19 protein-coding genes are annotated in these 20289 nt (G+C 72.9%); 8 read left to right on the top strand and 11 right to left on the bottom strand.

What is annotated here, in order from left to right:
- Positions 1-29: 29 nt before the first annotated feature.
- Together EIO00_RS13015 and EIO00_RS13010 are read left to right on the top strand one after the other, a co-directional pair.
- Positions 30-938 (top strand): phosphotransferase family protein, encoded by a 909-nt coding sequence (locus EIO00_RS13015; protein ID WP_241661316.1) that lies wholly within the window; start codon positions 30-32, stop codon positions 936-938.
- A gap of 54 nt (positions 939-992) precedes the next feature.
- Positions 993-1268 (top strand): TFIIB-type zinc ribbon-containing protein, encoded by a 276-nt coding sequence (locus EIO00_RS13010; protein WP_140178640.1) that lies wholly within the window; start codon positions 993-995, stop codon positions 1266-1268.
- A gap of 149 nt (positions 1269-1417) precedes the next feature.
- On the opposite strand, the gene pgm is transcribed toward EIO00_RS13010, so the two are convergent.
- From pgm to EIO00_RS12995, 3 genes are read right to left on the bottom strand one after another with little or no spacing between them, the layout of a single operon-like run.
- Positions 1418-3058, bottom strand: a complete 1641-nt coding sequence (gene pgm, locus EIO00_RS13005) for a phosphoglucomutase (alpha-D-glucose-1,6-bisphosphate-dependent) (protein WP_140178638.1) — start codon at positions 3056-3058, stop codon at positions 1418-1420.
- A gap of 46 nt (positions 3059-3104) precedes the next feature.
- Entirely contained in the window at positions 3105-5666 is a 2562-nt protein-coding gene (locus tag EIO00_RS13000; RefSeq protein WP_140178636.1) for a polynucleotide kinase-phosphatase, read from the bottom strand.
- Positions 5663-7123, bottom strand: coding sequence for a 3' terminal RNA ribose 2'-O-methyltransferase Hen1 (locus EIO00_RS12995; RefSeq protein ID WP_140178634.1), 1461 nt, complete (start codon positions 7121-7123; stop codon positions 5663-5665). Before EIO00_RS12995 ends, EIO00_RS13000 begins: the two co-directional genes overlap by 4 nt.
- Positions 7124-7231: 108 nt before the next feature.
- Here EIO00_RS12995 and EIO00_RS12990 point away from each other — a divergent pair, with 108 nt between their 5' ends.
- Complete coding sequence (locus EIO00_RS12990) at positions 7232-8071, top strand: TIGR02452 family protein (protein WP_140178632.1); 840 nt, start codon at positions 7232-7234, stop codon at positions 8069-8071.
- Here the strand turns inward: EIO00_RS12990 and EIO00_RS12985 are convergent.
- On the bottom strand, positions 8056-8766 hold the full coding sequence (locus EIO00_RS12985) for a TetR/AcrR family transcriptional regulator (protein ID WP_140178630.1): 711 nt from the start codon (positions 8764-8766) through the stop codon (positions 8056-8058). The genes EIO00_RS12990 and EIO00_RS12985 overlap by 16 nt on opposite strands.
- 141 nt (positions 8767-8907) lie before the next feature.
- On the opposite strand from EIO00_RS12985, the gene EIO00_RS12980 reads away from it, so the two are divergent.
- On the top strand, positions 8908-10368 hold the full coding sequence (locus EIO00_RS12980; protein ID WP_140178628.1) for an MFS transporter: 1461 nt from the start codon (positions 8908-8910) through the stop codon (positions 10366-10368).
- Positions 10369-10473: 105 nt separating this feature from the next.
- Here EIO00_RS12980 and EIO00_RS12975 read toward each other — a convergent pair whose 3' ends face one another.
- Positions 10474-11400, bottom strand: coding sequence for an LLM class F420-dependent oxidoreductase (locus EIO00_RS12975; RefSeq protein ID WP_140178626.1), 927 nt, complete (start codon positions 11398-11400; stop codon positions 10474-10476).
- 300 nt (positions 11401-11700) lie between these two features.
- Here EIO00_RS12975 and EIO00_RS12970 point away from each other — a divergent pair, with 300 nt between their 5' ends.
- Entirely contained in the window at positions 11701-12474 is a 774-nt protein-coding gene (locus EIO00_RS12970; RefSeq protein WP_140178624.1) for a class I SAM-dependent DNA methyltransferase, read from the top strand.
- An 18-nt stretch (positions 12475-12492) separates the two neighbouring features.
- Here the strand turns inward: EIO00_RS12970 and EIO00_RS12965 are convergent, their stop codons facing one another.
- Complete coding sequence (locus EIO00_RS12965) at positions 12493-12738, bottom strand: hypothetical protein (RefSeq protein WP_140178622.1); 246 nt, start codon at positions 12736-12738, stop codon at positions 12493-12495.
- Positions 12739-12951: 213 nt separating this feature from the next.
- A complete protein-coding gene (locus EIO00_RS12960) occupies positions 12952-13359 on the bottom strand; it encodes a helix-turn-helix domain-containing protein (protein ID WP_140178620.1) in 408 nt (135 codons plus the stop codon).
- 231 nt (positions 13360-13590) lie between these two features.
- Here EIO00_RS12960 and EIO00_RS12955 point away from each other — a divergent pair, with 231 nt between their 5' ends.
- Complete coding sequence (locus tag EIO00_RS12955) at positions 13591-13896, top strand: hypothetical protein (RefSeq protein WP_140178618.1); 306 nt, start codon at positions 13591-13593, stop codon at positions 13894-13896.
- A 239-nt stretch (positions 13897-14135) separates the two neighbouring features.
- On the opposite strand, the gene EIO00_RS12950 is transcribed toward EIO00_RS12955, so the two are convergent.
- From EIO00_RS12950 to EIO00_RS12935, 4 genes are all read right to left on the bottom strand, one after another.
- Entirely contained in the window at positions 14136-14699 is a 564-nt protein-coding gene (locus EIO00_RS12950; protein WP_161602715.1) for a hypothetical protein, read from the bottom strand.
- A gap of 5 nt (positions 14700-14704) precedes the next feature.
- A complete protein-coding gene (locus tag EIO00_RS12945) occupies positions 14705-15142 on the bottom strand; it encodes a hypothetical protein (protein WP_140178614.1) in 438 nt (145 codons plus the stop codon).
- Between the two features lie 197 nt (positions 15143-15339).
- Positions 15340-16710, bottom strand: a complete 1371-nt coding sequence (locus EIO00_RS12940) for a class I SAM-dependent RNA methyltransferase (RefSeq protein ID WP_140178612.1) — start codon at positions 16708-16710, stop codon at positions 15340-15342.
- Positions 16703-18757, bottom strand: a complete 2055-nt coding sequence (locus EIO00_RS12935; RefSeq protein WP_140178610.1) for an APC family permease — start codon at positions 18755-18757, stop codon at positions 16703-16705. Before EIO00_RS12935 ends, EIO00_RS12940 begins: the two co-directional genes overlap by 8 nt.
- Positions 18758-18947: 190 nt before the next feature.
- Here EIO00_RS12935 and EIO00_RS12930 point away from each other — a divergent pair, with 190 nt between their 5' ends.
- On the top strand, positions 18948-19613 hold the full coding sequence (locus tag EIO00_RS12930; protein ID WP_140178608.1) for a potassium channel family protein: 666 nt from the start codon (positions 18948-18950) through the stop codon (positions 19611-19613).
- Positions 19613-20272, top strand: a complete 660-nt coding sequence (locus EIO00_RS12925; protein ID WP_140178606.1) for a potassium channel family protein — start codon at positions 19613-19615, stop codon at positions 20270-20272. Before EIO00_RS12930 ends, EIO00_RS12925 begins: the two co-directional genes overlap by 1 nt.
- The last annotated feature ends 17 nt before the right edge of the window (positions 20273-20289 follow it).

Genomic DNA, 20289 nt, shown 5'->3' with positions numbered 1-20289 from the left:
CAGCGTGGCACATGCGTATGCTGCCGGACATGTCCGATGCCCCCTCCGCCCTGGACGCCGAGCTGGTCGCGATCGGCCGGGCGGCGCCCGGCGGCGATCCCGACGCCGAGCCGGTCACGCTGTACGACCGGCACGGGGTGCTGGTGCTCCGGGTGGGCGGGGTGGTGGTCAAGGCGCATCAGGCCGGGCGGGACACCGGGCCGCCGCTGGCCGCGCGGATGGCCGCGGCCGCCGCGCTGCCCGAGCTGCTGTTGCCGCCGGTGGGGCCGCCCCGCCGGGTGCGGGACCGGGTGGTGACGGTGTGGCCGTACGGGGAGCCGGTCGGTCCGGAGGACCCTCCGTGGGAGGAGGGGGGCCGGCTGCTGGCGCGGCTGCATCTGACCGACCATCGCCGGCTCACGGTGCCGCGCTGGGAGCGGCCGGTGCGCGCCGCCCGGGCGGTCGCCCGGCTGAGCCCCGACGGGGCGGCGGAACGGGTGATCCGGGAGGCGTTCGCGGGCCTGCCCGCCTGGGTGCGCGGGGAGGCTCCGGCGCCGCCGCCCCCGCGTCCGACGCTGATCCACGGGGACTGGCATCTGGGTCAGCTGGTGCGGATGCCGGACGGGGCGTGGCGGATGATCGACGTCGAGGACCTGGGGATCGGGGATCCGGCGTGGGACCTGGCGCGGCCCGCGGCGCTGTTCTCGGCGGGGGTGCTGCCGCCGGAGGACTGGTCCCGTCTGCTGGCCGGCTACGCCTCCGCCGGGGGCCCGGCGGCGACCCCCGAGGGAGAGCTGTGGGACCGGCTGGACATACCGGCGCAAACTTTGGCGATCCAAATCGCGGCCACCTGCGTCATATCTGCGCGGTCCGCAGGGCGGCCGCTCGACGGGTTCGAGGACGCACTCGTCGACGCATGCAGCAGAATCTCTGCCACCAGGGGGTCTCCGCGGACGTGATCTGGTCCTATGGTGGTCGAGTCGGGGACTTCCGTGACGGAAGGATGTAAGGCGATGCAGTGCCCCAAGTGTCGTGGCGCGATGCGGACGTACGACCGCAACGGTGTCCACATCGAGCAGTGTGAGATGTGCCGGGGGATCTTCCTGGACTACGGCGAGCTCGAGGCCCTCACCAGGATGCAGCAGCAGTACATGCAGGCCGCCCCGCCGCCCCCGCCGGCGGCGCCCGCGGCCCCGGCCTGGGGTGCGGCCCCGCAGGTGCATCACCACCACCACGGCACGCCGTACTACCGGCACCGCAGCGTGTTCCACATGCTGTTCTCCACCTGAGCCGCAGTCCCGCGCCCGGCGGACGACGGCCGTCCGCCGGGCGGCCGTCCACGGTCGGGCGGTCCCGGGAAGGGCCGCCCACGCGCCGGCCCCGGGCGGGCGGTCCCCGGCGGCCCGGACGGGCCGGGGTCGGCCCGCGGGCGGACGGGTCAGTCGCCCAGGGTGCGGGTCACCAGGGCGCGGGCCTCGTCCTGAACCCTGGCCAGGTGGTCGGGTCCGCGGAACGACTCGGCGTAGATCTTGTAGACGTCCTCGGTGCCGGACGGCCGGGCGGCGAACCAGGCGTGGTCGGTGCAGACCTTGACCCCGCCGATCGGGGCGCCGTTGCCGGGCGCCTCGGTGAGCACCGCGGTGATCGGGTCCCCGGCCAGCTCGGTCGCGGTGATCTGCTCGGCCGACAGCTTCTTCAGCCTGGCCTTCTGCTCGCGGGTGGCGGGCGCGTCGACCCGCGCGTAGGCGGGGGCGCCGTGCCGTTCGGCGAGCGCGGCGTACCGTCGGCTGGGGGACTCGCCGGTGACGGCGGTGATCTCGGCGGCCAGCAGGGCCAGGATGATCCCGTCCTTGTCGGTGGTCCACACCGACCCGTCGCGGCGCAGGAACGACGCGCCGGCGCTCTCCTCGCCGCCGAACCCGATGTCGCCGCTCAGCAGCCCGTCCACGAACCACTTGAACCCGACCGGCACCTCCACCAGCGGCCGGCCGAGCGCGTCCGCCACCTTGTCGATCATGCTGCTGCTGACCAGGGTCTTGCCGACCCCGGCGGCGGCCGGCCAGCCGTCGCGGTGCGTGAACAGGTACTCGATGGCGACGGCCAGGAAGTGGTTGGGGTTCATCAGCCCGGCGTCCGGGGTGACGATGCCGTGCCGGTCGGAGTCGGCGTCGTTGCCGGTGGCGACGTCGTAGGCGGCCCGGTTGTCGATCAGCGAGGCCATGGCGTACGCCGACGAGCAGTCCATCCGGATCTTCCCGTCCCAGTCCAGCGTCATGAACCGCCAGGTCGGGTCGGTGACCGGGTTGACCACGGTGAGGTCGAGGCGGTGCCGCTCGGCGATCTCGCCCCAGTAGGCGACGGACGCGCCGCCGAGCGGGTCGGCGCCGATCCGCACCCCCGCGGCGCGGATCGCCTCCAGGTCCAGCACGTTCGGCAGGTCGTCGACGTAGCCGCCGAGGAAGTCGTACCGGCCGGTGGTGTCGGCGGCCAGCGCCCGCTCATAGGGGATCCGCCGGACCTCCTTGAGCCCGCTGGCGATGAGGGCGTTGGCGCGGTCCTGGATCCAGGAGGTGGCGTCGGTGCCGGCCGGTCCCCCGTGGGGCGGGTTGTACTTGAAGCCGCCGTCGCCGGGCGGGTTGTGCGAGGGGGTGACGACGACCCCGTCGGCCAGTCCCGAGGTGCGGCCCGCGTTGTGGCGGAGGATGGCGTGGGAGACGGCCGGGGTGGGCGTGTAGCCGTCCCGGTCGTCGATGAGCACCCGCACCCCGTTGGCCGCGAACACCTCCAGCGCGGTGGCCTTGGCGGGCTCAGACAGGGCGTGGGTGTCGGCCCCCAGGAACAGGGGGCCGCCCACGCCCTGCGCGGCGCGGTACTCGCAGATGGCCTGGCTGGTCGCCAGGATGTGGTCCTCGTTGAACGAGGAGTTCAAGGCCGATCCGCGATGCCCGGAGGTGCCGAACGACACCTGCTGGGCCGCCTCGCCCGGGTCGGGGTGCCGCGTGTAGTAGGCGGTCACCAGCCGGGCGACGTCGACCAGGTCCTCTGGGCGGGCCGGCTGCCCCGCGCGCTCATGCACCATGCCCTCAATGTTCGCATTCCGCCCCGGCGCCAAACCGGGGCGTGCGTCACAGCCGCGGGTCGACGGGCTCGCACTCCAGCGCCAGCACCGCGAAGACGGCCTGGTGGACGCGCCAGAGGGGCTCCCCGGCGGTGAGCCGGTCCAGCGCCTCCATGCCGAGGGCGTGCTCCCGCAGCGCCAGCGCCCGCTTCCGGCCCAGCCCGCGGTCGCGGAGGCGCTCCAGGTTCTCCGGGTCGGCGTAGTCGGGCCCGTAGATGATCCGCAGGTATTCGCGGCCCCGGCATTTCAGGCCCGGCTGCACCTTCCCGCCCGCGGGCGCGGAGCCGAGGGGCTTGACGACCATGCCCTCGCCGCCGTTCTCGGTGAGGTCGAGCCACCACTCGGTGACGGCGGCCTCCGACTCCTCCGAGGCCAGCTCCACCACCCGCGAGGCGGTGGGGGCCAGCAGCCCGCTCGGGTCGGCGGCGGCCAGCCGGTCGGCGATCCGCAGGTGCCACAGGTGGTCGCGGGCGGCGGCGTACGAGGTCCCCTCGCCCGCCAGGATCTGGAACGGGGCGAGCCGGACCCCCTCGAGTCCGTCGACGGTCCAGCAGTAGCGGGCGTAGGCGTCGCGGAACGCCGCCGCGTTGCCCGCCCGGCGCGCCGTGCGCGCCCGCAGGTCCGCCACGTCCAGGCCGCGGGCGGCGGCCCGCTCCAGGGCGGCGGTGGCGGCGGGCAGCGCGGCGCGGGCGGCGGCCGCGGTGGCCGCGTACTGGGTGCGGATGAGGTCCATGGCCTTGACCGACCACGGCATCAGCTCACAGTCCAGCACCAGCCAGCCGGTGCCGAGCTCGTCCCACAGCCCGGCCGCGCCGATCGCGTCCCGCAGCCTGTCCAGCACCTCCTCGGTGCGGGCCGGGTCGCGGAAGAACGCCCGGCCGGTGCGGGTGTAGAGGGCTCCGGTGGTGCCGTCGTCCACGCCGAAGCGATCGGCGGCCGTCCCGGCGTCCCGGCAGACCACCGCGATGGCCCGCGAGCCCATGTGCTTCTCCTCGCACACCACCCGCTCCAGCCCGTCCCCGCGGTAGGCCTCGAACGCCTCGGCCGGATGCTCCAGGTAGCCGGGCAGGGAGGAGGCGGCGGCCGGGGCCATGGTGGGCGGCAGGTACACCAGCCAGCGCGGGTCGATCGCGAACCGGCTCATCACCTCCAGGGCGGCCAGCGCGTTCTCCTCGCGGACCGCGACCCGCCCCAGCAGCGAGGTCCGCACGCCGTTCAGGTCGTGCACGTCGGAGATCTTGAGCACGTCGCGTTCCCGGCGGGCGCCGGCCGCCGAGGCGTCCGGGGCCGCGGCCTCCAGCGGGCGGACCGGCGGGTACCAGACCCGCTCGGCGGGGACGGAGACCAGCTCGCGTTCGGGGTAGCGGAGCGCGGTGAGCCGGCCGCCGAACACGCATCCGGTGTCCAGGCAGATGGTGTTGTTGACCCATTCCGGTTCGGGGATCGGGGTGTGGCCGTAGACGACCATGGCCCGGCCCCGGTAGTCCTCGGCCCACGGGTAGCGCACCGGCAGCCCGTACTCGTCGGTCTCCCCGGTGGTGTCGCCGTAGAGGGCGAACGCGCGGACCCGGCCCGAGGAGCGGCCCTGGTACTTCTCCTTGAGCCCGGCGTGCGCCACCACCAGCCGCCCGCCGTCCAGCATGTAGTGGCTGACCAGGTCGCCCAGGAAGGTCCGCACCCGGTCGCGGAACTCCTCCGGCTCGGCCTCGAGCTGGGTCAGCGACGCGGCCAGCCCGTGGCTGATCTTGACCTTGCGGCCCCGCAGGGCGCGGACCAGCTTGTCCTCGTGGTTGCCGGACACGCACAACGCGTCGCCGGTCTCGACCATCCCCATGACCAGGCGCAGCACGCCGGGGGTGTCGGGGCCGCGGTCGACCAGGTCCCCGACGAACACGGCGGTGCGGCCCTCGGGGTGGCGGGCGCCGCGGGCCCGGCCGTCGGCGTCGCGTTCGATCCGGTATCCCAGCCGGGTCAGCAGGGTCTCCAGCTCGGGGCGGCAGCCGTGGACGTCGCCGATGATGTCGAACGGCCCGGTCAGCTCCCGCCTGTCGTGCCGGGCCTTGGCGTAGACGACGGTGGCGGCGTCGATCTCCTCGACCCCGTCGAGCACGTAGTGCCGGTGGAACTCCCGGCTCAGGCTCTTCAGCCCGTGCCGCAGCTCCCGGTGCTGGCGGGGCAGCACGTGAGGGGGCAGACACCGGTCGGGGCGGGCGGCGTTGCGCTCCTGCGCGACCTTCAGCGGGACCTTCAGCACGATCGCCACCGCCGGCACGTCGTGGTCCTTGGCGATCCGCACGAGCTGCTGCCGGTTGCGCGGCTGCAGGTTGGTGGCGTCCACGACGGTCAGCAGCCCGCGCCGCAGTCGGGTGGCGACGATGAAGTGCAGCAGCTCGAACGCGTCCCCGGTGGCGGACTGGTCGTTCTCGTCGTCGGAGACGACGGCGCGGCAGCGGTCGGAGGAGACCACCTGGGTGGGCGTGAAGTGCTTGCGGGCGAAGTGGGACTTGCCGGATCCGGACACGCCGACGAGCACGACCAGTCCCAGCTCGGGGATCGTGATCTCGGTCATCGGGTGAACACCCCCATCTGTGTCGGCGGGCCGACCTCGGGGTCGTCCTCGCCCACGGGCAGGTGGCGGACGGTGTAGCCGTGGGTCCGCGCGACCTTCTCGGTCCAGGCGCGGAACTCGGCGCGGGTCCACTCGAAGCGGTGGTCGGGGTGGCGCATCGCGTCCGACGCCAGGCCCGCGTAGCGGACGTTGTACTCGACGTTCGGCGTGGTCACCACCACGACGCGGGGCCGGGCGTCGCCGAAGACCACGCGTTCGACGGCGGGCAGCCGGGGCGGGTCGATGTGCTCGATCACCTCCATGAGCACGGCCGCGTCATAGCCGTGGAAGCGGTCGTCGGCGTAGGTCAGCGCCCCGGGGAACACCGTCCATCGGGCGTTCGTGCGGACCGCCTGCAGGGCGCGGCGGGCCATCGTCAGCGCGCGGTGCGAGACGTCGGTGCCCGCGACCCGGGTGAAGAACGGGTCGGCCAGCATCCGCTTCAGCAGCTTGCCGGAGCCGCAGCCCAGGTCGATGACGCTGGTGGCGCCCTCCTGGCGGAGCACCTCCAGCACGGCCGCGATGCGCCGTTCGGCCAGCGGGACGGGCGGCGCGGCGGGCAGCTCCCCGTCGGCCTCGACGACCCCGTCGGCGACGTCGGCTCCGGCGGTCTCGTCGGCGGCGCCGGCGGCGGGGGGCTCCTCGTCGATGGGGCCGCGGTCGAGGGCGTCCTCGGGCGCGTCCTCGGCCTCGGCGAGCCGGCCGAGCGCGCTGCGGACCAGGCCGCGCCGGTTGGCCAGGTAGCGGCGGACGATGGTGGTGCGGGCGGGGTGGTCGGCCAGCCAGCCCTCTCCGGCCCGGATCAGCTTGTCGACCTCCTGGGGCGACATCCAGTAGTGCTTGGCCTGGTCCAGCACCGGCAGCAGCACGTAGACCTGGTTGAGGGCGGCGGCCAGCCGCAGCGTGCCGCGCAGGGTCAGCGACACGTACCGCGAGTCGCCCCACTCGGGGAAGCCCGGGTCCAGCGGGACGGGCGTCGCCTCGACCCGCCAGCCCAGCGGGGCGAACAGCTCCTCGGCCAGGCCGGGGCCGCCCCGGCAGGGCAGCGCGGGCAGCGCGACCTCCAGCGGGATCGCGCTGGCGGCCAGCTCGGGCCGGGCGTCGCAGCGTCCCCGCAGCGCGGTGCGGAACACGTTCGCCATCGCCGACGCCAGCAGCGACGACGCCGCGTAGGGGCGGTCGTTGACGTACTGGCCCAGGGAGAAGTCGGGGGTGTCGCGGCGCCGGGTGCGGACCAGCGCGATCGGGTCGATCTCCAGCATCAGCGCGGCCGTGCACCGGTCCTGATCCGCCTCGGGATAGAAGACGTGCGCCGTCCCGAACGACTGGGGGAACCGCTGCACCCGGTCGGGGTGCTTGTGCAGCAGGAACCCCAGATCGGTCGCCGGTTCCGCCGTGGTAGTGATCGTCAATAGCACGAAATCCAGTCTCCCGGGTCCGCCCGCTCTCGAAGCAACCGAATAACGCGCTCGGAATGAAAAGGTGTGGCGTTCGGGTGCATTGAGACGGCAGAATCGGCGGCGATCATGAGAAGACAGCACCGCCGGGCCGTCGCCGCCGAGACGGTCGGCTTTCTCGAGCAGGGTTTTTACACCGCGCCCTCCGGCCGTGTCGTCGCCATCGCCGACGAGCTGGCCGAGGCCGTCCGGGGCACCCGGCTGTATCTGCCGGACGAGCTGGCGGCACTGGTGGACGCGCTCCCCCGGGGCGCCCGGGACACGGTGATCGAGGTGACCGAGGAGACCACCCTCGCCGCCGCCCGCCGCCTCACCGCCCCCGGACGTCAGGTCGCCGCGTTGAACTTCGCGTCGGCCAAGAATCCCGGCGGGGGTTTTCTCAGCGGCGCGCATGCGCAAGAGGAAGGGCTGGCCCGCTCTTCGGGACTGTACGCCGCGCTGCGGTCGGCGCCGGAGTTCTATGCATTCCATCGCCGGCGGCAAGACCCGTTCTACAGCGATCGGGTGATCTATTCACCGGGGGTCCCGGTGTTCCGGGACGACGCCGGGCGGCTGCTGGAGGAGCCGTATCGGGTGGCGTTCTTGACCTCGCCCGCGCCCAATCGCGGAGCGATGCGCGATCCGGAGCAGCGGGCGCGGGTCGGTCCGGTGCTGCGAAGGCGGGCCGCCAAGGTGCTGGCGGTCGCCCACCGCCACGGGCACGAGCGGCTGGTGCTGGGCGCGTGGGGGTGCGGTGTGTTCGGCAACGATCCGGACGAGGTCGCCGACGCGTTCGCCGGGCTGCTGCTGGACGGAGGCCCGTTCGCCGGGCTGTTCGAGCACGTGGTGTTCGCGGTGTGGGACACCGCGCCGGGCGCGCCCCGTCATGCGGCGTTCGTCCGGCGGCTGGGCGGTCAGTCCTCCACGTAGGAGGCCAGGCCGCGGATCATCAGCTCGAGGCCGAACTCGAACCGCTGATCGCCGTCGGCGTTCATGAGGTGGTCCGTCATCGAGACGATGTGGGGGAAGCGGTCGGGCGGCAGGCTCCGGAAGTAGCCGCGGACCTGGGCGAAGTACTCCGCCGGATCCCATCCCTCGCGGACCTTGGCCACGAAGACCGCCTCCTCCAGCACGTCGGAGGTGACGAGCAGGGCGAGCCGGTCGACGAACCAGGCGGCGATCTGGTCGGGCACGCCCCCGGCCCGCATGATGGCCAGGTGGTTCTCGGCGACCCGCAGCTGGTTCTCGCCGGTGGGGATGCGGCCCAGGAAGACGCGGCAGATGTCGGCGTAGGAGCGCCAGACCCGCCGGGCAGCCCGCGCGGACTCGCGGATCTGGTCCTGCCAGCGGTCGGGGTCGGGCTCCAGCAGCGGGATCTGTCCGGCGATCCGGTCGGCCACCAGCTCCAGCAGCTCGTCCTTGTCGGAGACGTGGGCGTACAGCGAGGCCGGTCCGGTGCCCAGCTCCTGGGCCACCCGCCGCATGCTGACCGCGTCCAGCCCTTCGGCGCGCACGACGGCCTGCGCGGTCTCCACGATCAGGTCGCGGCTCAGCGGGCGGCGCGTCCGACCGCCTCGACGGGGCTTGCGCCACGGCGGGGTGGGCAGCTCGGCGGCTGAGCTCATCGTCCGGCCTTTCGGATGGGCGGCTGGTTCCTCCTGAGACGGGATCCATGACCATCGTATTTGACACGAACACCGTTCCCATCGTAGAACAGCGTTCGTTCTACGAACAGTGTTCGTTCAGTTCGCCTTTCCGGAGCCCTCATGACCCAGATCTCCACCCGTCCTCCCGCGGACGCCCCTCCCGGGCCCCACCGATGGCGCTGGGCCGCGCTCGCCGTGATCCTGTGCGCCGAGGTGATGGACATGCTGGACGCGACCGTCACCAACATCGCCGCCCCCTCGATCCGGGCCGACCTGGGCGGCTCGTACGCCTCGCTGCAGTGGTTGGGCGCCGCCTACACGCTGACCATGGCGATCGGGCTGATCACCGGCGGGCGGCTGGGCGACGTGCACGGCCGCCGGCGGATGTTCCTCCTCGGCGCCGCCGGGTTCACCGCCGCCTCGCTGGCCTGCGCGCTGGCCCCCTCCCCCGGCCTCCTCATCGGCTTCCGCGCGGCGCAGGGCCTGTTCGGCGCGCTGCTGCTGCCGCAGGGACTGGGCCTGATCACCGAGATGTTCGACGAGTCCACGCGAGCCGCCGCGTTCGGCCTGTTCGGGCCGGTGCTGGGGCTGTCGGCGGTGGCCGGCCCGGTGCTGGCCGGCTGGCTGGTGGAGGCCGACCTGTTCGGCACCGGCTGGCGGATGATCTTCCTGATCAACCTGCCGCTGGGGCTGGCCATGCTGGCGATCGGGCCGTGGGTGCTGCCCGCCGGACGTCCGGCCGTGCGGACCAGGCTCGATCCGGGGGGCGCGCTGCTGGCCGCGCTGGGCTCGCTGCTGGTGATCCACCCGCTGGTGCAGGGCCGCGAGCTGGGCTGGCCCGGGTGGACGTTCGCCATGATGGCCGCCGCGCTCCCGGTGTTCGCGCTGTTCGCCTGGTACGAGCGGCGGGTGCTGCGAAGCGGCGGCGATCCGCTGGTGAGCCCCGAGCTGTTCCGCAACCGGGCGTTCTCCGGCGGGCTGGTGTTCGGCGCCCTGTTCTTCGCCGCGATGATCGGCTTCAACCTGGTGCTCGGCCTGTTCGTCCAGCTCGGGCTGGGTCACTCGGCGCTGGGCGCGGGGCTGGCCTCCATGTCGTGGGCGGTGGGCATGGCGCTGGGGTTCGGCGTCGCACAAGGGCTGGCCCGACGGCACGGCCGGCTGTCCATGCAGGTGGGCACGCTGGTGATGATCGCAGGGACCGCCGGGGCGTACGCGACGGCGCACTGGTCGGGCGCCGACGTCACCGTCTGGCGGCTCGTTCCGGCCCTGGCGGCGATCGGGGTGGGCGCCAGCATGGTGATGGCGCCGTTCTTCGACATCGTGCTGGCCGGAGTGCGGCCGGAGCAGACCGGATCGGCCTCCGGTTCGCTGACCGCCGTGCAGCAGTTCGGCGGGGCGCTGGGCATCGCGCTGCTGGGCACGCTGTTCTTCGACGCGCTCGGCGGCCGGACCGGGCGGACCGCCTTCGTCGGGGCGCTGGAGCTCACCCTGCTGACCGAGCTCGCCGTGATGGTCCTCATCGCGGGCCTGACGTTCCTGCTGCCCCGGCGCGCCCGCCCGGAGGGCCCCGCCGGGCACTGACCCGACGGCCGGACTCCAGAGGGCCCGACCTGCCGAAGGCCGCCGTCGTGACCGCTCCGGGCGGGTGCGTCCGGGCGGTCACGACGGCGCGCGGCCGAAGGCGCGTCAGAGCTTGGCCATGACCTCGCCGGCCAGCAGCTCCAGGTGCTCCAGGTCGGACAGGTCCAGCACCTGCAGATAGATGCACTCGGTGCCGAACTCGGCGAACCGGCCGATCTTGTCCACGATCTCCTGGGGGGTGCCGGCCAGGCCGTTCTCCCGCAGCTCGGGGACCTCACGGCCGATCGCCGCGGCGCGCCGGGCGATCTCGGCGTCGTCCCGCCCGCAGCACACCACCTGGGCGGCGGAGTAGATCATCGGCTCGGTGCGGCCCGCCTGCTCGCAGGCGGCGCGCACCCGCTCGAAGGCGGCCTTGGTCTCCTCGGGCCGGTTGAACGGCACGTTGTACTCGTGCGCGAACATGGCGGCCAGACGCGGGGTGCGCTTGGCGCCGGTCCCGCCGATCAGCACCGGCGGGCCGCCGGGCTGAGCGGGCTTGGGCAGTGCGGGCGAGTCGGCCAGCCGGTAGTGGGCGCCCTCGAACGAGTAGGTCTGCCCGGCCGGGGTCCGCCACAGCCCGGTGATGATCTCCAGCTGCTCCTCCAGCCGCTCGAAACGCTCCTTGAGGCTGGGGAACGGGATGCCGTAGGCGGTGTGCTCGGCGTCGTACCAGCCGGTGCCGATGCCGAACTCGACCCGCCCGCCGCTCATCTGGTCGACCTGGGCGACGGAGATCGCCAGCGGCCCGGGATGCCGGAAGGTCGCGGCGGTCATCAGCGTGCCCAGCCGGATCCGCGTGGTCTCCCGGGCCAGCCCGGCCAGCGTGATCCAGGCGTCGGTCGGGCCGGGCTCGCCGGTGACGTCGCCCATCTTCAGGTAGTGGTCGGACCGGAAGAAGGCCTCGAAACCCAGATCCTCGGCCGCCCGGGCGACCTTCAGCAGCGTGTCGTACGTGGCCCCCTGCTGGGGCTCGGTGAAGATCCGCAGACGCATGGGCACATCTTCATACACGCCCGGCCATGTTTCGCACATCGCCAGGGGAGGGGGATCAAACCGGCGTACATCCCGTCTCCCGCCCGCGGCTGCGGAAGGCGGCCGGGTCCTGCGCCGCCCCGGGCGACGGTCGATACCCCGCCAAGGCCGCCGGGCCGACGGAACGGGCACGCACAGATCCGGCAATTTCTCCTATAGGCCTCTCCTGCCGGCGTCTCCGGGCAAGGATCTCCCCTCCGTGGACCGTCCCGTGGACCCGCCATGCGCGAGCGCCGGTGCGGGCCGGCCTTCACTCGGCACATGACGTCATCGCGGAACAGGGCACGGCTGTCGTCCAAGGTCCGCCACGCCGTGCGGCGCCCCGAGCCGATCCTTCCCCATGCGCGTCGGCCGGCCCGGGACACCTGGCTGCGTCTGCGCGCCCGCGACCATGTGGGCTACTACCGTGCGGTGATGCGCTCCGACACCTCCCGCAACCCTTACGGCGCGGTGGGCACGCCCCGCCATGAGCGCTGGCTGGCGCTGGGGCGGATGCAGTTCGACTATCTGCTGGAGCACGGGCTGCGGCCGCAGGACCGGATGCTGGAGATCGGCTGCGGGAACCTGCGCGCCGGCCGGCTGTTCATCGACTACCTGGACGTCGGCAACTACTACGGGATCGACATCTCCCCCGACATCCTCTTCGCCGCCCAGGAGACGCCGGTCCGCGAGAAGCTGCAGGAGAAGATGCCGCACTTGACGCCGGTGCGGGACCTGCGGCCGGACTTCCTGCCGGACGGGCACTTCACGGTGATCCACGCCCACAGCGTGTTCTCGCACAGCCCGCTCGAGGTCATCGACGAGTGCCTGGCCCATGTCGGCCGGGTGATGGCTCCGGAGGGGTTCTTCGACTTCACCTTCAACGAGACCACGGGCGTCGAGCACCATGTGCTGCACGAGGACTTCTACTACCGGGCGGAGACGCTGATCGCCCGCGCCGAGGCCCGCGGCCTGGTCGCGCGGGTGATGGAGGACCGGCGGCGCACCGGCCACAAGCAGTCCAAGATCCGCGTCACTCACCCCGGTCGCGGTTGATCCCGGGGCGGACGGGGCTCAGCGGGCGTCGTCGCCGAGCTCGGCGGCCAGCCGGGCGGCGTGGTGCATCAACCTGGTCTGGTCCTCCAGGCGAGCGAGGATGATCCGCTGCTGGGTCCGGATGTCCTGCAGCGCCCACACCAGCCCCACCGCGAACGAGATCACGGTGCCCGTCGCTCCGGCGGCCAGGGCCACCACGAGGGGTGCGGGGCCGTCCAGCGCGCTCGCGCCCAGCCCGCCGAACGCCGCGGCGATCGCGGACACGCCCGCCAGGCGGCCGTGTCGCGAGAGCGATCCGGCTGGACGCATGACGACACTTCCCCCGAGTTCTTACGAAGTGCGAGACCGAGAGTGTTCCCCCTTGTCAAGGGACTGTAACAACCGGCCATATCCCGTAATGTTGCAGTCCACAGATTGTTACTCGAAGGATAGGTCAGAGTATCTCACAAGAAAGCCGCACCTTATGGCGAGGTGACCTCATTCCTTGTTGTCGGACGGCCGGTCACCGGTCTTGCCGAACAGGGCGCGCAGGAAGGTCAGCGCCATCCGGCGCCGCTCCCCCGAATCGGCGCGCAGATCGGCGAAATAGGCCTCCAGCTCGCGCAGTTCGCGCAGCACCGTGTCCATGTCCGACTCGGCGGGCTTCGCCCACGCCGGCTCCTGACCTTCGGCGATCCGGACCAGGTCGCCCGGCCGCCAGTGCAGCGCCTCCTCGATCGCGCCGCGGGTCCGGGCCTGCGGCCAGCGCCCGCCCGACTCCAGGTTGTAGATGGTCTTGACGGTCACCCCGGCGCGTTCGGCGAGCTGCTCTTGGGTCAGTCCCAGCGCACCGCGTCGTGCGACCACGTACTTGGCGACGCGTTCCCGATCCAGCTGCCCAGCCATAGATCACAGCATGACGGAAAAATTCAGGAACATCCAGTAAAGAGACACGGTAATTTTCTTTCCCCATCGCACCCGCCCCTATGCGCCTCCAGAGCCTCATGCTCCCCCGACGACCCGCACAAGATTTCTGATTATTTCTGGTTAGGGCGGCAATACTTACCGGTAGATGACGATTACCTCTGGGGCCCCCGCAGCCTGGTGCGGAGGCGAACAGAGAAGGGGGGGTCGAGGATGAGCGGACAGACCGCCGCGATCGAGCTGGCGATCTCCGAGCTGCGCCGCGGGCTGGAGGTGGGCATGGCGAACGTCGAGGGGCAGATCGCCCTGCTGCACCAGGTGCAAGAGCACACCGAACGCCGGGTGGACGCCTGCACCAAGCTGCTGGACGAGCTCAGCGACCGGCTCGCGGCCGCCGAACGCGACCAGGTCACCCGCGCTCAGCTGGAGGCCCGCTTCCGGCACACCGTGGCGCTGCTGGGGCTCATCGCCACCATCGCCTCGGTGGTGGCGACCATCGTCTTGGCGCTGCTGTCGTGAGCCGCCTCGGCCGGGGAGCGGCGTCGCCACCGGCCCCACACGGCGTCCCGTCGGGCGCCCATCGCCCCGGGCGGCGGTCGTGCGGGTCGCGCTCAGGGGTCGGCTCGATCCGCCGGTCCGGGGAAAGGCGCCGGCTCCCGGCGATCCCGCCGCCAGGCGCACCGGCCTCCTCAGGCCTGCGGCGCCGCCGGCGGCGGGGGTGAACCGGCGGCCGCCTCCCCTCCCCCACCCGGAGATCGTCACGCCTCCAGGTATCGGCGGATCCCGCCGCAGGGCCGCCCGGTCCGCTGCTCGATCATCCCCGCCGCCGTCCCGGCGCGCTCGGCCGGCACCGGCTCCAGCCGTTCGGTCCGGATCAGCATCCGGTGGGCGGCGTCGAGGGCTCCGGAGACGTCCCGGCGCCGGGCCCGGGCCTCGGCGATGTCCAGCAGCGCATGCGCCCGCAGCAGCTCGGCCCCCTCCGGCAGGAGCCGCGGCGCCTCCAGGGCGTGCTCCTCGGCCGCGGTGGCCAGGTGCGGCAGCTGCGCCAGCGCCCGGGAGACGGTCATGTGGGCGAAGCCGGTGCCGCAGCGGTCGATCCGGCCAGAACAGTCGCCGCCGTCGGCGAAGGCGACGGCCTCTTCGGCTGTCCGGAGAACGCCCCGGGAGTCGGCCATCAGCGCCAGGACCCGGCACTCCTGTCCGGCGGCGGCACGTTGCTCGGCCGTGGCGGCGTAGTGGCGGGCCGGCTCGGCGTCCGCCCGGGCCCGCCGCAGATCCCCTCGCCAGTGCATGGCGGCGTTCGCGCTTCGGGCGTGCGCCAAGCTGATCAGCGAGGGCTCGCCCGCCAGGCGGGCATGGCGGTGGGCCGGCTCGAACCACCGACGCCCGTTGCCCGGTCGGCCAGCGTGATCGAGTTGGATCCGGCGATGATCGCCGTTCGCGCCCGCAGATCGTGGACGGCCGCCTTCTCGCTCTGCGGGAAGCGGACCAGGTTCGCCCAAGCGGCGAGGACCGCAGCCTGCAGCCGACCGGCGTCGACGCGCCCCTGCTGTTCATAGAGCGATTCGACCTCGGCCGAGAGGCGGCGCCGCTCCCCATGGAGGGCGTTCTGCTCCCCGTCCAGCCGGACATGGGGGGCGGCTGCGGTGACCAGCGGTGCGGCGGCGACCAGACCGGCCGCGCGAATTTCCGCGCGTCTCCATGTCCTGACCGTCCAAAGGCAAGCCGCCCGCCGAGCAAGAGGCCGGGTGAGTCCTCTGCACATCACCGCGTACGGGAGGTCTCGCTCAAACGCACAGATCGAAGTCCTCGTCGGCGTCCGGGATCATGCGCGGCGTCCGCCCGGACGCCGCTCGTGCGTCATGAGCTCGGAACGCATCGAGACGCGAGGCGCACCGGCACCGATTCCGGTCCCGCGGATCGGCGCGCACGCCCGCCCTCTGCTCGGCGCCTCTTCCCCTTCTATCCCCTGACCAGGGTCGCCACCAGCTCCACGTGGTGCGTCATCGGGAAGGCGTCGAACGCGCGCAGGTCCTGCAGCGTCCACCCCGACTCGCCGAAATAGGCCAGGTCGCGGGCCAGCGTGGCGGCGTCGCACGACACATACGCGATCTTCCGGCCGGCCAGCTCCGCGACCCGCTCCACCACCCGGCGGCCCAGCCCGGTCCGCGGCGGGTCCAGCACCACGATGTCGGCCCGCAGCCGATCGGCCGGCTCCTCGCCGCGCCGACCCCGCTGCGGGCGGCCCGAGTCGGCCCGGCCGAACTCCAGCTCGGCGATGACGTCCTCAACCCGGCCCTGCTCGACCGTCACCTGCGGCAGGTCCCGCAGGTTGAACCGCGCATCGCGCACCGCCTGCGGATCGGACTCCACCCCGACCACCAGGCCGTCCCGCCCGACCCGTTCGCCCAGCACCCCGGCGAACAGGCCGACCCCGCAGTACAGGTCCATGGCGATCTCCCCCGGCCTGGGCTCCAGCGCGGCCAGCACCGCCTCGGCCAGGGTCTGGGCCGCCCCGGGGTGCACCTGCCAGAAGCCGCTGCCGGTGACCCGCCACAGCCGGCCCGCCGCGGCCTCACGGACGTAGGGCGGCGCGACGCCGGGCAGAGGGCGTCCCCGCAGCAGCCGCACCGGGACCGGCAGCCGAGGCACCTTCACCGACCGGCGGCCGCCGCGGGATCGAGCAGGCCGTTCGCGCAGCGCCACCAGCCGGTCCCCGGTCCCCGCCGACACGATGCCCTCCACCGTGGCCGCGCCCGGCCAACGGCGGCGCTGGATCTCCATCGCCGCCACACCGGGATGCGCGATCAGGCACTCGTCGATCGGCTCCACCTCATGCGACCGGTGGCGGCGCAGCCCGACTGCCCCGTCGTCACGGACCGCGAACTGCACCCGGGTGCGCCAGCCCAGGCCCGGGGCGCGCACCGGGTCGTCCTCGCGGCGGTGCGGATCGGGCACCTCCTCCACCACCACGGTGCGTTCGATGCCGGCCAGCCGGGACAGCTGCTCCTGCACGACGGCCGCCTTGAGGCGGCGCTGGGCGGGCGGCGAGACGTGCTGCCAGTCGCAGCCGCCGCACCGGCCGGGCCCGGCGAACGGGCAGGGCGGGTCCACCCGGTCCGGGGAGGGCCGCAGGATCTCCACCGCGTCGGCGCGCAGGAACGAGCGGGTGACCTCGGTCACCTTGGCGCGGACCCGTTCCCCCGGCAGGGTGTGCCGCACGAACACCACCCGGCCCTCATGCCGGGCCACGCACCAGCCGCCGTTGGCGACCGCCCCGATGTCGAGTTCGAGGATGTCCGAAGCGGGGTGGTCTTGGCCGAGGTCAGTCACGTCCGGACACGATACCGCCGCCCGCGCGCGTTCGATCCTGCTCGGCCGACCCGCTGTAGTAGGGGCGGCGCACCGAGCCCGGCCCGCCCTCCTCGGAGCGTCGGGTGAGCCGGTGGGAGGACTTCAGCTGCCAGGGCACGCTGGTGACCATCACCCCGGGCACGAACAGCAGCCGGGCCTTCATCCGCAGCGCGCTCTGGTTGTGCAGCAGGTGCTCCCACCAGTGGCCGACCACGTACTCGGGGACGAACACCGTCACCACGTCGCGCGGGCTGCGCCGCCGCACCTTCCTGACATAGTCCACCACCGGTCGGGTGACCTCCCGGTAGGGGGAGTCCAGGATCTTCAGCGGCACCGGCAGATCCAGCGCCTCCCACTCCTCGCGCAGGCGGGCGACCTCCCCGGGGTCCACCGCGACGGTGACCGCCTCCAGCGTGGAGGGGCGGGTGGCGCGGGCGTAGGCCAGCGCCCGCAGCGTCGGCTTGTGGATCTTGGAGACCAGCACGATGACGTGGTTGCGGGCCGGCAGCGCCACGTCCTCACCGGTCGGCTCCAGCTCGCGGGACACCGTGTCGTAGTGCCGTCGGATGCCCTTCATCAGCAGGAACAGCGCCGGCACCGCGATGCACACGATCCACGCGCCGTGGGTGAACTTGGTCAGCAGCACGATGACCAGCACCGCGCCGGTGACCGTGCCGCCGACCGCGTTGATCGTCCGGCTGCGGTGCATCCTGGCGCGCTCGCGCAGATCCCGCTCGGTGCGCAGCGTCCGGTTCCAGTGCCGGACCATGCCGATCTGGCCGAGCGTGAACGACACGAACACGCCCACGATGTAGAGCTGGATCAGCTTGGTGACCTCGGCCTGGAAGGCCTGCACCAGCAAGGCGGCCATCACCGCCAGCATGATGATGCCGTTGCTGAACGCCAGCCGATCGCCGCGGGTGTGCAGCTGACGGGGCAGGAAGCCGTCGCGGGCCAGGATCGAGCCCAGCACCGGGAACCCGTTGTAGGCGGTGTTGGCCGCCAGGAACAGCACCAGCGCGGTGACGACGGCGATGTACAGGAACGGCGCCGAGCCCTCGCCGAACACCGCCGCGGCGACCTGGATCAGGATCGGCTGCTGGACGTAGTCCTCCCCCACCGGCCGGCCGTCGCGCAGCAGGTCCTCGGCGGGCCGCTCGGCCACCCGCACGTCCGAGGCCAGCGCCAGCGCGATCACCCCGTAGAACATGACGATCGCGATGACGCCCATCATCAGCAGGGTGGTGGCGGCGTTGCGGCTCTTGGGCTTGCGGAACGCCGGCACCCCGTTGCTGATCGACTCCACGCCGGTGAGCGCGGCGCAGCCGGAGGAGAAGGCCCGCAGCAGCAGGAACACCAGGGCGAAGCCGGCCAGGTCGGTGTGCTCGGCCCTGATCTCCAGATCGGCGGTGGGCGCCCGCAGCTCGTCCCCGGCCACCTCGAGCCGGAACAGCCCGAAGGCGATCATCCCGAGCACGCCGATCACGAATGCGTAGGTGGGGACGGCGAACAACGTCCCCGCCTCGCGCACGCCGCGCAGGTTCATCACGGTCAGCAGCGCGATGATGCCGGTCGCGACGGCGACCCGGTGCTCGCCGATCCAGGGGACGGCCGCGCCGATGTTGTCCACCCCCGACGACACCGACACCGCCACCGTCAGCACATAGTCCACCAGCAGCGCCCCGGCGACGGTGAGCCCGGCGCCGGTCCCCAGGTTGGTCTTCGCCACCTCGTAGTCGCCGCCGCCGCTGGGGTAGGCGTGCACGTTCTGCCGGTAGGAGGCGACGACCACCGCCATCAGGGCGGCGATGGCCAGGGCGATCCACGGCCCGTAGGCGTAGAACGAGGCGCCGGCCAGCGCCAGCATCATCAGCAGTTCCTGAGGCGCGTACGCCACCGACGACAGCGGGTCGCTGGCGAAGACCGGCAGGGCGATCCGTTTGGGCAGCAGCTGCTCGTGCAGCTGTCCGCTGCGCAGGGCCCGCCCCACCAGGACCCGCTTCGCCAGGTCCGGAACCTTCGACACGACTGACGAGCGTAGCTCGCGTCCGGACGTGGGCGCCGATGGGACCGGCGGGGCCGCCGCCCGGTGACCGGGTCGCGCGCGGGTATGACTGTGCGCGCTCGATGTGTAGGTTTCAACCCGTCATGGATCTTCCAGGGAGCACGCCCCCCGGGACGGCGGACAGGCCGGGGACGCAGGGGAAAGGACGGCCGTGCATATCGTGATCATGGGATGCGGGCGGGTCGGCTCGACGCTCGCTCATATCCTGGAGGACAGAGGCCATTCGGTGGCGATCATCGATCAGAATCCCGAGGCCTTCCGGCGGCTGCGCGGCGGCTTCCGGGGCCGCCGGGTCACCGGGATCGGGTTCGACCGGGCCGTGCTGGAAGAGGCCGGGATCGAGCGGGCGTCCGCGTTCGTGGCGGTCAGCAGCGGCGACAACTCCAACATCATCTCCGCCCGGGTGGCGCGGGAGACCTTCGGGGTGGAGAACGTGGTGGCGCGGATCTACGACCCCCGGCGCGCCGAGGTCTACCAGCGGCTGGGCATCCCCACGGTGGCGACCGTGCGCTGGACCGCCGACCAGATCCTGCGCCGGCTGCTGCCGAACGGGGCGCTGCCGCTGTGGCGCGATCCGACCGGCGAGGTGATGCTGGCCGAGCTGGGCGTCGACGCCTCCTGGGTGGGCACCAAGGTGACCGCCTTCGAGGAGGAGGTGGGCACCCGGGTGGCGTTCCTGTCCCGGCTGGGCGAGGCGATCGTGCCGGATTCCGAGACGGTGATCCAGGACGGTGACGTGGTGCACGTGATGGCGCGTTCGGACGACATGGAGCGGCTGAACGCCGCGGCGGCGCGGCGGCCGGAAGGAGAGCGGTGATGCGGGTCGCGATCGCCGGGGCCGGGGCGGTGGGCCGGTCCATCGCCCAGGAGCTGCTGGAGAACGGCCACGAGGTGCTGCTGATCGACAAGGACCCCAAGGCCATCAAGGTCGAGATGGTCCCGCGCGCCGAGTGGCTGCTGGCCGACGCCTGTGAGATCTCCTCGCTGGACGACGCGGCGCTGGAGCGCTGCCAGGTGGTGGTCGCCGCCTCCGGCGACGACAAGGTCAACCTGGTGGTGTCGCTGCTGGCCAAGACCGAGTACGGGGTGCCGCGGGTGGTGGCCCGGATCAACCACCCCAGCAACGAGTGGCTGTTCAACGAGTCCTGGGGGGTGGACGTGGCGGTGTCCACCCCGCGGCTGTTGTCGGCGCTGGTCGAGGAGGCGGTCAGCGTCGGGGACCTGGTCCGGCTGATGACGTTCCGGCAGGGCGAGGCCAACCTGGTGGAGCTGACGCTGCCGGAGGACGCCCCGCTGGTGGGGTCCCGGGTCGGCGCGGTGACCTGGCCGGCCGACACCGCGCTGGTGGCGATCCTGCGGGAGGGCCGGGTGCTGGCCCCCGGCCCCGACGACACCCTGGAGGCCGGCGACGAGCTGCTGTTCGTGGCCAATCAGGACATGGAGGAGGAGCTCGCCGAGCTGCTGGCGCCGCGCTGAGCGCCCCGGGCGGGGCG

This window comes from Thermomonospora catenispora, assembly GCF_006363815.1.
GTDB lineage: Bacteria > Actinomycetota > Actinomycetes > Streptosporangiales > Streptosporangiaceae > Thermomonospora > Thermomonospora catenispora.
Note: the sequence above shows the minus strand (reverse complement) of the source record. Positions and strands in the feature narration are given on the sequence as shown.